The organism is Xanthomonas hyacinthi (assembly GCF_009769165.1).
Classification (GTDB): Bacteria; Pseudomonadota; Gammaproteobacteria; order Xanthomonadales; family Xanthomonadaceae; genus Xanthomonas_A; species Xanthomonas_A hyacinthi.
The window spans coordinates 2,861,582-2,875,040 of record NZ_CP043476.1 but is presented as its reverse complement, the minus strand read 5'-3'; the positions used below and the strand labels follow the sequence as shown (position 1 = coordinate 2,875,040).

Genomic DNA, 13,459 nt, shown 5'->3' with positions numbered 1-13,459 from the left:
TCCCGCCTCCCCCACCGACAGGTCGATGACAGCTCCGCCGCACTAGGCTGCCGCCACGCTGGCCTGCGCCTTCCACTGCGGGCTACCGACTCATCGACGCTGCGCACACCTGGGAGGGGCCGTGGACCTGAAGAAATCGAGCCTGTGCGGCGCCTGCGCCTGCGCCCTGCTGTCCCTGCCCGCGCTGGCGCACGCCGCCGACGGCGACGACGCAGGCCCGGTCACCGCCGAGATCGGCGGCCGCCTGCACTGGGACTTCGCCCGGTTCGACAACGACCACCGCGGCACGCCCAATCCCGACGACACCGAGATCCGCCGGCTGTGGATCGACGTGTCCGGCAAGTTCTTCGGCTTCGGCTACAAGGTCGAAGGCGATTTCGCCGGCTTACAGGACGCGTTCAACGGCAAGGGCATCGAGGCCAAGGACGTCTACCTGACCCGCACCTTCGAGGCCGGCACGCTGGGCGTCGGCCAGTTCAAACAGTATTTCTCGCTGGACGACCGCACCGGCTCCAACTTCGGCCAGTTCCTGGAGCGCAGCGGCGCGGCCAGCACGCTGGCGCCGCTGTACCGCAAGGCGGTGGCGTGGCAGGCGGCCGGCAAGGACACCACCTGGGCCGCCAGCGTCTACAGCCTGGAAAGCATCGACGTGTCCAACATCAAGGGCGATGCGTTCGGCGGCCGCGGCACCTGGGCGCCGGGCGCGCGCGATGGCGACGTGCTGCACCTGGGCCTGTCGCTGGCGCACGAGCGCTACGACCATCCCGGCGCCAACGGCGCGCCGGCCTTGAGCATCCGCCCGCGCCCGGCCGGGCATCTGTCCGACGACAGCCGCATCACCCTGGCGCGCTTCGCCGACGGCCGCGATACCGACGTGGACAAGTGGTCGCTGGAATACGCGCAGGTGCGCGGCCCGCTATCGTGGCAGGGCGAGTTCAGCGGCGGCCTGTTCGACGACGGCGCGCAGCGTGCGCAGGTGCTGTCCGCGTACGGCTTCGTCAGCTGGTTCGCGACCGGTGAATCGCGCCGCTACGACAGCAAGAGCGGGCGCTTCACCCGCATCAAGCAGGTCAACACCCCGCGCGGCGCGTTCGAACTGGCGCTGCGCTACGACCGCATGTGGGGCACGCAGCACCTGGACGGGCAAGCGGATTTCCTCGACGCCTCCACCGCGTCGTGGACGCTGGCCGGCAACTGGTACCTCAAGCCGAACCTGCGCTTGATGCTGAACCTGATCGACAGCCGCAACCGCGACCACCTGACCGGCACCACCCTCGACCACACCCGCGCGATCACCGGCCGCTTCCAGTACGACTTTTGAAAGCCGGGATTCGGGAATCGGGATTCGGGAATCGCAAAAGCGGGATTACGCGATTTGATGCGTTGTCGGCTTGCGGTCTACGGCTGCCCTGTCCTGCTGTCGGGTTCGATTTTTTCCACGTACCACCCTGAGGAACTCCCATGCTGACCGCGCTCGGTTTCGGAATGGTCATCACCTTCATGTACCTGATCATGAGCAAGCGGCTGTCGCCGCTGGTCGCGCTGATCATCGTGCCGATCGGGTTCGCGCTGGCCGGCGGCTTCGGCACCGGCATCAACGAGATGATGCTGGAAGGGATCAAGAAGATCGCGCCCACCGGGGTGATGCTGATGTTCGCGATCCTGTACTTCGGGGTGATGATCGATGCCGGCCTGTTCGATCCGCTGGTGCGGCGCATCCTGCGCCTGGTCAAGGGCGACCCGATGAAGATCGTGGTCGGCACCGCGGTGCTGGCGCTGCTGATCTCGCTCGACGGCGACGGCTCCACCACCTACATGATCACCGTGTCGGCGATGCTGCCGCTGTACCGGCGCATCGGCATGAACGCGCTGAACCTGACCTGCGTGACCATCCTCGCCGGCGGGGTGATGAACCTGAGCCCGTGGGGCGGGCCGACCGCGCGCGCGGCCACCGCGCTGCACCTGGATCCGACCGTGGTGTTCGTACCGCTGGTACCGGCGATGGCGCTGGCGATCGCCGGCATCCTGGCCCTGGCCTGGTACCTGGGCATGCGCGAGCGGCGCCGCCTCGGCGTCGCCACGCTGCCCGGCAACGCCTGGCTGGACAGCAGCCTGGCCGACGATGGCGACGCATTGCCGACCGTGGAAGACGCCGAAGACACCAAGCGGCCGAAACTGCTGTGGGTGAACCTGGCGTTGACCCTGGCGCTGATGGCGGCGCTGGTGATCGACGTGCTGCCGATGCCGGTGCTGTTCATGATCGGCTTCGCGCTGGCGCTGCTGATCAACTATCCGGACCTGGCCGAGCAGCGCCGGCGCCTGGTCAACCATGCCGGCAACGTGCTGTCGGTGGTGTCGCTGATCTTCGCCGCCGGCGTATTCACCGGCATCCTCTCCAACACCGGCATGGTCGAAGCGATGTCGCGCAGCTTCCTGGCGGTGATTCCCGATGCCTGGGGTCCGCACCTGGCGGCGATCACCGCGATCGCCAGCATGCCGTTCACCTTCTTCATGTCCAACGACGCGTTCTATTTCGGCGTGCTGCCGATCCTGTCCGAGGCCGCCAGCCACTACGGCATCACCCCGGTGGAAATGGCCCGCGCCTCGCTGGCCGGACAGCCGGTGCACCTGCTCAGCCCGCTGGTGCCATCGACCTACCTGCTGGTCGGCCTGGCCAAGGTCGATTTCGCCGACCACCAGCGCTTCACGTTGAAGTGGGCGGTGCTGGTGTCGTTGCTATTGATGGGCGGCGGATTGTTGTTCGGCCTCTTTCCGCTGGCGAGTTGACCGCCGCCCGGGATTGGAAATTCGGGATTCGGGATTCGTAACAGCCCAGGCCCGCTCCGCTTGTCCAATCCCGAATCCCTATTCCCGAATCCCAACTCCGAAGGAGTTCTTCCATGACCCTAAGAATCGCCTACGTCACCAGCGGCATGGGCAGCATCGGTACCGCGATCTGCCAGAAGCTGGCCCGCAACGGGCATACCGTGGTCGCCGGCTGCGGCCCCAATTCGCCGCGCAAGTCGGCGTGGCTGCGCGAGCAGCGCGAGCTGGGTTTCGACTTCGTCGCTTCCGAAGGCAATGCCACCGACTGGGATTCCACCGTCGCCGCGTTCGCCAAGGTCAAGGCCGAAGTCGGCGAGATCGACGTGCTGGTCAACAACGCCGGCGGCAGCCGCGACACGCTGTTCCGGCAGATGAGCCGCCAGGACTGGCAGGCGGTGATCGCCAGCAACCTCGACTCGCTGTTCAACATCACCAAGCAGGTGGTGGACGGCATGACCGCGCGCGGCTGGGGACGCATCGTCAACATCGGCGCGGTCAGCGCGCAGAAGGGCCAGATCGGGCAGATCAACTACGCCACCGCCAAGGCGGCGATGCAGGGCTTCAGCCGCGCGCTGGCGCAGGAAGTGGCCGCGCGCGGGGTCACCGTCAACACCGTCTCGCCCGGCTACATCGCCAGCGCCGCGATCAGCAGTTTCCCGCCGGACGTGCTCGACCGCCTGGCGACCGCGGTGCCGCTGCGCCGGCTCGGCAAGCCCGAGGAAGTGGCCGCGCTGTGCGGCTGGCTGAGCTCCGATGAAGCGGCCTACGTCACCGGCGCCGACTACGCGGTCAACGGCGGCCTGCACATGGGGTAGCCGAAGCGGCGCGCGATGCGGCGCGCCTGCACGGCAGTGCGTGGACGCTGCCATCGCCTGGGCTGGCATACACTGCCGGTTCCGTTCCACGCGCCGCCACGGATCCCGCATGCCCGACAAACCCGACCGCAGCGCGCCAGGCGCGCGCCTGCAGATGGCCGATATCGCGCGCATGGCCGGCGTGTCCGAGTCCACCGTCTCGCGTGCGCTGGCCGACAGCCCGGTGGTCGCCGAACGCACCCGCGCCTACATCAAGCAGCTGGCCAGCGAGTCCGGCTACCGCGTCGATCCGGTCGCGCGCAGCCTGCGCTCGCGGCGCTCCAACATCGTCTGCGTCGCGGTGCCGCTGATGCACGCGCACGAACAGCCGCTGTCGGACCCGTTCATGATGACCATGCTGGCGCTGCTCGCCGACGCGCTGACCGCGCGCGGCTACAGCATGCTGCTGTCCAAGCTGGACCGGCACCAGGACCACTGGGTCGAGGACCTGGCGCGCGGCAGCCGCGCCGACGGCGTGATCATGCTCGGGCAGAGTTCCGAGCACGCCGCACTGGACGCCGCCGCGCGCGGCGGCCTGCCGATGGTGGTGTGGGGCAGCCGCATCGACGGCCAGGCCTACGCCAGCATCGGCAGCGACAACCTGCGCGGCGGCGAACTGGCCACCGCGCACCTGATCGAGATCGGCCGCCGCCGCATCGCCTTCCTCGGCGACGAGCAGCTGCCGGAGGTGGCGCCGCGCTTCACCGGCTATCGGCGCATGCTCGAGCGCCACGGCCTGGAGTTCGATCCGCGGCTGCACGCGCGCAGCCACTTCCTCAGCGAGGACGCCTATCGGCTGACGCGGGCGATGCTGAAGAAAGCCGATCCGCCGGATGCGGTGTTCGCCGCCTCCGACGTGATCGCGCTGGGTGCGATCCGCGCGCTGACCGAAGCCGGCCACCGCGTGCCGCAGGACATCGCGCTGGTGGGCTTCGACGACATCCCGCTGCTGGCCGCCTACAGCCAGCCGCCGCTGACCACGGTGCGCCAGGACCTGGCGCAGGCAGCCACGCTGCTGGTGGATGGCGTGCTCGGCCTGATCGCCGGGGCGCCGCTGCACTCGGTGGAGCTGGCGGTGAGTCTGGTGGTGCGCGATTCGGCGTGAAAAGCCGGGAATGGGGAATCGGGAGTAGGGAATCGGAAAAACGCGGCGGCGCGAACTGAAGCCTTATCGACTTCCCTTCTTCGATTCCCCATTCCCTATTCCCGATTCCCGGCCTTTGACCAACAGCATCGCCCCCGCCGCCATCAGCATCAGCACGCCGGCCAGGCGGATCACGTTGCGCGGGTCGCCGTGCAGCAATGACGCGAAGTACAGCGGCAGGGTCACGATCTGGATCAGCATCGGCAGCACGATGAACAGGTTGAACAGGCCCATGTACACGCCGGTGCGCTCGGGCGGGATGCTGTCGGCCAGCATCAGGTACGGATTGCCCATCATGCTCGCCCAGGCCAGGCCGATGCCGAGCATCGGCAACAGCAGCAGCCAGCGGTCGTGGATCGCCGGCAGCAGGCACATGCCGATGCCGGCGGCCAGCAGGCACGCCGCGTGCGTGGCCTTGGGGCCGACCCGGCGCGCCACCGGCACCATCGCGAACGCGGCGATGAAGGCGACGAAGTTGTAGAAACCGCCGATCTGGCCGTTGACCAGCCCGGCTTCGCGGAAGCCGTGCGAATCCGGCTCGGTGGTGCCGAACAGCGTGGTCGACAGCGACAGCACGATGTACTGCCAGTAGCAGAACATCGCATACCACTGGAACAGCATCACCGGCGCCATCTGCTTCATCGTCGGCGGCATCTGCCGCACCGCATCGGCGATCTCGCGCAGCGTGGCCAACGGCCCGGCCGGCGCGCCACGCAAGCGCTCCAGTTCCAGCGGCGGCAGCACCGGCTCGCGCACGCTGCGCGCGGTGAGCAGGATCGAGGCCGCGGAGAATCCCGCGCCGATCGCGAACGCGGCGATGGTGACGTAGGGGATGCGGTGCGCATTGGCCGCGTCCTGGTTCATGCCGAACCACACCAGCAGCGGCGGGGTCACGTAGGCCAGGGTCTGGCCCAGGCCGGTGAAGGCGCTCTGGGTGAGGTAGCCCAGCGGCCGCTGGCGCGGCGCCAGCACGTCGCTGACCAGGGCGCGATACGGCTCCATCGCGATGTTGTTGGCGGCGTCCAGCATCCACAGCAGGCTCACCGCCATCCACAGCGCCACGCTGAAGGGCATCAGCAGCAGGCACAGGCTGCACAGCAGTGCGCCGACCACGATGTATGGCATGCGCCGGCCCCAGCGGGTGACCGTGCGATCGCTCAGCACGCCGATGATCGGCTGCAGCACCAGCCCGGTGATCGGTCCGGCCAGCCACAGGTACGGCAGGCTGGCGTGATCGGCGCCCAGGTAGTTGTAGATCGGACTCATGTTGCTCTGCTGCAGGCCGAAGCTGTATTGCACGCCGAAAAAACCGGCGTTGAGCGCCAACACGCGCGAGAGCGGAAGCAAGGGGCGATCGAAGCGCATGGACATCAGCCTGACAGGAAGCCAAGAGCGCCGCAGACGGCGCGCCACGGCGGCGGCGCGGATGATGCAGTTTATGCAATCGTTTGTAACGCTGCAATGCACCATGTCTTCACTGATCCAAGTGCAGATTTAGACCACGGGTTCGGCTTCCGCCCAGTCATGCTGCACTGCAAATTGCAATCGATTGCAGAAACCCGTATCACTGCACCGCCCCACCGTCCTGTGGCATGCGCGTGGCGCCGATCCCGGCCTACGCCGCATGCCACTCAACCCGCACCACCTTCGCTTCGGGAGAGACAGCGATGCACCACCCTTCGATCCGCCTGCATGCCCTGGCCTGGGCCGTCGCCGCCGCGCTGGCCGCCCCGGCCGCATTCGCGCAACAGGCGGCCGCGCCCGCAGCCGAACCCGCGCAGGGCGATGTGGTCAGCCTGGACTCGGTGTTCGTCACCGGTACCGCCACCGCCAAGAGCAAGCTCAAATCCAGCGTCTCGGTCAGCACCGTCGGTGCCGAAGCGATCGAGCAATCGGCGCCGCGCACGACTGCCGAGATCTTCCGCAACATCCCCGGCATCCGCTCCGAGTCCAGCGGCGGCGAAGGCAACGCCAACATCGCGGTGCGCGGCCTGCCGGTGGCCTCCGGCGGCGCCAAGTTCCTGCAGCTGCAGGAAGACGGGCTGCCGGTGCTGGAATTCGGCGACATCGCCTTCGGCAATGCCGACATCTTCCTGCGCGCCGACGACAGCCTGGAGCGCATCGAGGCGATCCGCGGCGGCTCGGCCTCGACCTTCGCCAGCAATTCGCCCGGCGGCATCATCAACTTCATCAGCAAGACCGGCGAGATCGCCGGCGGCAGCGTCGGCCTGAGCCGGGGCGTGGGCGGCTACGACAACACCCGCCTGGACTTCGACTACGGCGCGCCGTTCGCCGAGCACTGGCAGTTCAACGTCGGCGGCTACTACCGCCGCGGCGACGGCGTGCGCGACGCCGGCTACGCCACCGACAAGGGCGGCCAGCTCAAGGCCAACCTGACCCGGCTGTTCGACAACGGCTACGTGCGCGTCTACGCCAAGTACCTCAACGACCGCGCCGCGGGTTACCTGCCGGCGCCCACGCGCGTCAGCGGGCGCGACGGCTCGCCCGATTTCGGCAGCGTCAATGGCTTCGACCCCGCTACCGACACCCTGTACAGCCGCTACTTCCGCAGCAGCGCCAGCCTCGATGGCGACAACCGGCCGTCGCGGGTGAACCTCGGCGACGGCATGCATCCGCTCTCGCGCGCGATCGGCGCCGAAGCGCAGTTCGACATCGGCGGCGGCTGGACGCTGAGCGACAAGTTCCGCATCGCCGACACCTCCGGCCGCTTCGTCTCGCCGTTTCCTGCCGAGATCGCCGATGCCGCCGCGCTGGCCGGCTCGATCGGCGGCAACGGCGCGGGCCTGCGCTATGCCGACGGCCCCGCCGCCGGCCAGGCCTACACCGGGCTGGCGGTGCGCACGCATCTGTTCAACGTCCACCTCAACGACCTCGGCAACGCGGTCAACGACCTCAGCCTGGCGCGCGACTTCGGCAATGGCGACGGCGGCAACTTCAACCTGAAGGCGGGCTGGTACACCTCGCGGCAGAAGATCGACGCGGACTGGACCTGGAATTCGTACGTGCAATCGCTGTCGCAGCGGTCGCGGCTACTGGACGTGATCGCCGCCGATGGCAGCGCGCTCTCGCAGAACGGCCTGTACGCCTATGGCGTGCCTTACTGGGGTGGCGACAACACCCGCCACTACGACGTGCGCTACGACATCAATGCGCCGTACTTGGCGCTGGGCTGGGACCAGGGCGCGCTGAACGTGGACGCCAGCCTGCGCTACGACATGGGCAAGGCGCGCGGCAACTACGCCGGCACCGCGCTGGTGCAAAATCTCGATGTCGATGGCGACGGCGCGATCGAGGCGCCGGAGCGCAGCGTGGCGACGATCGACTATTCCAATCCGCGGCCGGTGCACTACGACTGGAACTACCTGTCCTACTCGTTCGGCGGCAACTACATGCTCAGCGACGACCTGGCCGCCTTCGCCCGCTACAGCCGCGGCGCGCGCGCCAACGCCGACCGCCTGCTGTTCGGCGTGGTCCGCGACGACGGCTCGGTGTCCTCCAGCGAGGCGGTCAATTTCGTCAAGCAGGCCGAAGCCGGCCTGAAGTGGCGCCACGAGGGCCTGAGCCTGTTCGCCACCGCCTTCTCCGCGCGCACCGAGGAGCAGAACTACGAGGCCACCAGCCAGCGCTTCCTCAACCGCAGCTACAAGGCGCACGGCATCGAGCTGGAAGCAGGCTACCGCTATGCCGGCTTCTCGCTCAACGGCGGCGTGACCTGGACCGATGCGGAAATCGCCAAGGACCAGATCACACCCGCGAACGCGGGCAACCGGCCGCGCCGGCAGGCCGATTTCGTCTGGCAGCTGACCCCGTCCTACCGCGGTGAGCGCTACACCGCCGGACTCAACCTGATCGGCACCAGCGACGCCTACACGCAGGATACGAACCAGCTGAAGATGCCGGGCTACACCCAGGTGAACCTGTTCGCCGACTACCGTCTCAGCGATGCGCTGACCGTCTCGCTCAACATCAACAACCTGTTCGATACCTTCGGCCTGACCGAGGTCGAGGAAGCCTCGATCGCCGACGCCGCCTCCGGCGTCATCCGCGCGCGCTCGATCCCGGGCCGCACCTCGAGCATCAGCCTGCGCTACGACTTCTGACAAGGAACGCCACGTCCGCGCCCCCCGGGGCGCGGCCATTGCCGCCATGACCGCCCCCGCCTCCCCTCTCGATCTTTCCGCCCACGCGCACGCGCAGCTGCAGGCGCTGCTGCACGCGGACGCCGCCGCCGCGGTGCTGCCGCGCCTGCAGCAGCACGGCACGCGCCTGCTGGCGCCGCTGCAGCAGCTGTACGGCACCCATCCCGACTTCGCGCAGTGGCTGCCGCAATGGCTGCCGCAGCTCGCCGCCGCCGCCAACGCACGCCCGGCCGAGCTGCGTCGGCTGGATGCGGAGCGCGCCCCGGACTGGTTCGCCGCGCCGGCCATGCTCGGCTACAGCGCCTACGCCGACCGCTTCGCCGGCACCCTGGCCGGGGTCGGCGAGCGCGTGCCCTACCTGCAGGAACTGGGCGTGCGCTACCTGCACCTGCTGCCGTTCCTGCGCGCGCGTGCCGGCGACAACGATGGCGGCTTCGCGGTCAGCGACTACGGCCAGGTCGAGCCGCGGCTCGGCGACAACGCCGACCTGGTCGCCCTGACCGCGCGCCTGCGCGGCGCCGGCATCAGCCTGTGCGCCGACTTCGTGCTCAACCACACCGCCGACGATCACCCGTGGGCGCTGGCCGCCAGGCAGGGCGACGCGCGCTACCTGGGCTACTACCACCACTTCGCCGACCGGCGCCTGCCCGATCGCTATGCGCGCACGCTGGGCGAAGTGTTCCCGCACACCGCGCCGGGCAACTTCACCTGGGTCGAGGACGCCCAGGCCTGGCTATGGACCACGTTCTACCCCTATCAATGGGACCTGGACTGGAGCAACCCGGCGGTGTTCGGCGAGATGGCATTGGCGCTGCTGCACCTGGCCAACCTGGGCGTGGAAGTGTTCCGGCTGGATTCCACCGCCTACCTGTGGAAGCGCGAAGGCAGCGACTGCATGAACCAGCCCGAGGCGCACACGATCCTGCAGGCGCTGCGCGCGCTCACCGACATCCTCGCGCCGGCGGTGCTGCTGAAGGCCGAGGCGATCGTGCCGATGGCGCAGCTGCCGCCCTACTTCGGCAGCGGCGACGCACGCGGCCACGAATGCCATCTGGCCTACCACAGCACGCTGATGGCGGCCGCCTGGGTGGCGCTGGCCGAACAGCGCGGCGACATCGTGCAGGGCGTGATCGCGCAGACGCCCGCGTTGCCGCCGGCCTGCGCGTGGCTGAGCTACGTGCGCTGCCACGACGACATCGGCTGGAACGTGCTGCAGCGCGAAGCGGCCGGCGGCGACGGCGCCGCGCCGTTCTCGCTGGCGCACGCAGCGCAGTTCTACGCCGGCCGCGTGCCCGGCAGCTACGCGCGCGGCGAAGCGTTCCAGAGCAGCGGCGACGGCGTGCACGGCAGCAACGGCATGAGCGCCGCCCTGGTCGGCATCGAAGCGGCGCTGGCCGCGGGCGATGCCGCCGCCCTGGAGCTGGCGATCCGGCGCCTGCTGCTGCTGTATGCGGTGGCGCTGGCGATGCCCGGCATCCCGCTGCTGTACATGGGCGACGAACTGGCGCTGGGCAACGACGAGGGCTATCGCAGCGACCCGCTGCGCCGCCACGAAGGCCGTTGGCTGCACCGCCCGGCGATGGACTGGGAACGCGCGGCGCGGCGCGGCGAGGGCGACAGCCTTCCCGGCCAGGTCTACGCCCGCCTGCGGACGCTCATCGCCGCGCGCGCGGCGACTGCCGCGTTGGCCGCCGAGCAACCGCTGCGCGCGTTGCCGCTGGGCGATCCGGCCTTGCTCGGGATCGCCCGCGGCGCAGACTTCGTCGCGGCCTACAATTTCAGCGCGCACCCGGTGGCGGTGGATCGCGCCGCATTGGGCGCTGGCCACTGGCAGGCCATCGCCGACGGCGGAATCGACGCGGCCACGCTGCAGGAATGGGATGGCATATTGCCGGCCTACGGCCTGCGCTGGTGGCGGCGCGGCTGAGCACAGAGCCTGCCATGCCGACGCAGCGGGCTGGCGAAAGATCCGTATAGGAGCGACGCGCGAGGATCAAGCCGCGGCTCACAAGGCCACAGGCTTGATCCAGCTCCGCTGCAGTCGGGACTGAAGTCCCTCCCACAGAAAGCAGCGATGCCTGCACGGCTAAAGTCTCCCTGTGGGAGTGGCTTCAGCCGCGACAAACGAAGCGACAGACTCTCCGGACCCGGACACAGTCGGGACTGCCCCCCCACAGAAAAAACAGCGATGCCTGCACACCAAAGTCCCCCTGTGGAAGCGACTTCAGTCGCGACGAACGAAGCGGCAGACTCTCCGAACCCGGACACGGTCGGGACTGAAGTCCCTCCTACAGCAAGCCCTTCCTACCGAAGGCATGCTGACTCTCGTTGCTTCGCCAGGCGCCGGTAGAAGGCCCTCAAGCCAACATCGCGACGCGCGTCCAGCATCGGCCGACAAACGCGCGCCGCCAACCGCTCACTCGCCCAGCAACCCCAACAAGGCCTTGGCTGCCGCCTCCGACGAGGCCGGGTTCTGGCCGGTGACCAGGCGGCCGTCCACCACCACGTGCACGCTCCAATCGGCGCCCTTTTCGTACAGGCCGCCGAGCCGCTGGAATTCGTCCTCGATCAGGAACGGCACCACCTCGGTGAGCCCGACCGCGGCTTCCTCGCCGTTGGTGAAGCCGGTGACGCGGCGGCCCTCGACCAGCGGCGCGCCATCGGCGGCAGTGACCCGGCGCAGCGCGCCCGGCGCATGGCAGACGAAGCCGATCGGCTTGCCGGCACGCTCGAACGCCTCGATCAGCGCGATGGAATCGCGGTCCTCGGCCAGATCCCACAGCGGGCCGTGGCCGCCGGGATAGAACACGCTGTCGTAGTCGGCCATCTGCACTTCGGCCAGCGGCCGCGTGCTCGCCAGTTGCTGCTGCGCCGCCGGATCGGCCTTGAAGCGCTGCGTGGCGGCGGTCTGCGCGTCGGCCGCGTCGCTGTTCGGGTCCAGCGGCGGTTGCCCGCCCTTGGGCGAGGCCAGGGTGACCTCGGCGCCGGCATCCTTGAACACGTAGTACGGCGCGGCGAATTCCTCCAGCCAGAAACCGGTCTTGTGGCCGCTGTCGCCGAGGCGGTCGTGCGAGGTCAGCACCATCAGGATCTTCATGCGGGTGTCCTTTTGCGTGGGAACGGTGGCCATGCGCATGCAGGCCGGGCGCGCAGTATCGGCACGCGCACATTCGCGGCGGGTGAGCGCGCCGCGGCAGCGTTCAGGCGCCTTCGGCGCTGTCCAGTTGATCCATGCGGATGCGGTTGGCGAACAGCGAGAACGCCAGCATTCCGGCCAAACCGCTCGCGCGCGCGACCCAGTTCGGCAGCCAGCGCGGCGGCGCCAGCACCCCGCTCTCGAACAGCGGCGCGAACGCGGCCACATCCTCCAGCGCCATCTTGCCGGCGAACAGCCAGCGGCACAGCGGCAGGCGATCGCGCTGCAAGGCCTGGCGGAAGAAGGTGTGCACCGATACCAGCCCGCGCAGATACACCGTGTCCTTGGTGAACGCGGCGCCGCCGCTGGTCGGCACGCCGCGGAACACGCGCTGCGCCGAGGAAAAACTCTCCGCCGGCGATTGCCCCGCCGCATCGAAATAGCGGAACACCTCGATGAAATCGGCGCCGCCGCGTGCCAGCGCGATCGCCTCGATGCGCAGGCTGATCCGCTTCATCCGCTCGATGTCGATGCTGCCGGTGATCTGTTCGGCGAAGGTGGCCAGTCCTTCCTGGGTCGCGGTGACCCGCGGCGAGGACAGCGCCAGGCTCGGCAGCTGTACCTGCTCGCGGCCGTTGAGCGCGGTCAGCGAATGCACCAGCGCCTCATGATGGAACAGCTGCGCGCGGTCGTAGTCGCTGAACGAGGCGCCGGAGCGCAGGCGGATGCGCTGCGCACCGGCCGCGGCCTTGGCCAGCAGCTCCGGATCCAGTTCGACCGCGATCACCCGCGCGCCGAAGAATTGGTCCAGGTCGCGCTGCAGCAGCAGGCGCAGCGCGCTGGCCGACACCGGCACCTGCTCTTCCGCAGACAACAGCTCGCGATCCAGGTCCTGCGCGATATGGATGAAATGGCGCGCGGCATCGCGGGTGGTCGGGCCATGCCCGGGCATCGGGTCCTCGGGCACCCCGAACAGCTGCGCCGAATAGGTGCCGACCGCCGGCGTACCCAGCGACTCCAGCAAGGCCGCGGCCAGGTCCCAGCTATGCACCGAGGCCTGCAGATAGGCGCCGAGCGGATGCGCCGGATCGGCGGCCTGCGCGATCGCCGCCAGCTCACGGCGCGTGTCGGCGAAATCCAGCCGCGGGTACTGCACCTGCGGCAACTGCGGCTGGCCGCGTGCCACGCTGTCCAGGAACGGCGCCTGCACCGCCGCCGGCCAACTCGCCAGCGCCAGCAGGCGGATGCCGCGCACCGCCTTGACCAGCCGCGCATCCAACGCGGCGTGGTGCAGGATCTCGGCAGGCAGCGCGGTCATCGCAAGTGTGGCGGGCGAACG

10 protein-coding genes are annotated in these 13,459 nt (G+C 69.1%); 7 read left to right on the top strand and 3 right to left on the bottom strand.

The genetic code is table 11. From position 1 onward, the window contains the following. Positions 1-121 precede the first annotated feature (121 nt). From FZ025_RS12650 to FZ025_RS12635, 4 genes are all read left to right on the top strand, one after another. Positions 122-1,321, top strand: coding sequence for an OprO/OprP family phosphate-selective porin (locus FZ025_RS12650; protein WP_104558142.1), 1,200 nt, complete (start codon positions 122-124; stop codon positions 1,319-1,321). 140 nt (positions 1,322-1,461) lie between these two features. Further along, positions 1,462-2,787, top strand: a complete 1,326-nt coding sequence (locus FZ025_RS12645; RefSeq protein WP_104558140.1) for a CitMHS family transporter — start codon at positions 1,462-1,464, stop codon at positions 2,785-2,787. Positions 2,788-2,900: 113 nt separating this feature from the next. After that, positions 2,901-3,641 carry an acetoacetyl-CoA reductase gene (phbB, locus tag FZ025_RS12640; protein ID WP_104558138.1) on the top strand — a complete coding sequence of 247 codons (741 nt, stop codon included), beginning with the start codon at positions 2,901-2,903 and terminating at the stop codon, positions 3,639-3,641. Positions 3,642-3,750: 109 nt separating this feature from the next. After that, positions 3,751-4,785 (top strand): LacI family DNA-binding transcriptional regulator, encoded by a 1,035-nt coding sequence (locus tag FZ025_RS12635; protein WP_104558127.1) that lies wholly within the window; start codon positions 3,751-3,753, stop codon positions 4,783-4,785. A gap of 63 nt (positions 4,786-4,848) precedes the next feature. Here the strand turns inward: FZ025_RS12635 and FZ025_RS12630 are convergent, their stop codons facing one another. After that, on the bottom strand, positions 4,849-6,189 hold the full coding sequence (locus FZ025_RS12630; protein WP_104558125.1) for an MFS transporter: 1,341 nt from the start codon (positions 6,187-6,189) through the stop codon (positions 4,849-4,851). Here FZ025_RS12630 and FZ025_RS22720 point away from each other — a divergent pair. The 3 genes from FZ025_RS22720 (at position 6,188) to FZ025_RS12620 (ending at position 10,911) form a co-directional block, all read left to right on the top strand. After that, a complete protein-coding gene (locus tag FZ025_RS22720) occupies positions 6,188-6,322 on the top strand; it encodes a hypothetical protein (RefSeq protein ID WP_280117170.1) in 135 nt (44 codons plus the stop codon). The two genes, FZ025_RS12630 and FZ025_RS22720, sit on opposite strands and share 2 nt — an antisense overlap. Positions 6,323-6,491: 169 nt before the next feature. Continuing rightward, positions 6,492-8,945: a TonB-dependent receptor domain-containing protein gene (locus tag FZ025_RS12625; RefSeq protein WP_104558123.1), complete on the top strand. Its 2,454-nt coding sequence runs from the start codon at positions 6,492-6,494 to the stop codon at positions 8,943-8,945. Positions 8,946-8,991: 46 nt separating this feature from the next. After that, on the top strand, positions 8,992-10,911 hold the full coding sequence (locus FZ025_RS12620; protein WP_104558121.1) for an alpha-amylase family glycosyl hydrolase: 1,920 nt from the start codon (positions 8,992-8,994) through the stop codon (positions 10,909-10,911). 489 nt (positions 10,912-11,400) lie between these two features. Here the strand turns inward: FZ025_RS12620 and FZ025_RS12615 are convergent, their stop codons facing one another. Next, positions 11,401-12,081, bottom strand: coding sequence for a type 1 glutamine amidotransferase domain-containing protein (locus FZ025_RS12615; RefSeq protein WP_046980191.1), 681 nt, complete (start codon positions 12,079-12,081; stop codon positions 11,401-11,403). 103 nt (positions 12,082-12,184) lie between these two features. Next, on the bottom strand, positions 12,185-13,438 hold the full coding sequence (locus FZ025_RS12610) for a flavohemoglobin expression-modulating QEGLA motif protein (protein ID WP_046980190.1): 1,254 nt from the start codon (positions 13,436-13,438) through the stop codon (positions 12,185-12,187). Positions 13,439-13,459 lie beyond the last annotated feature (21 nt).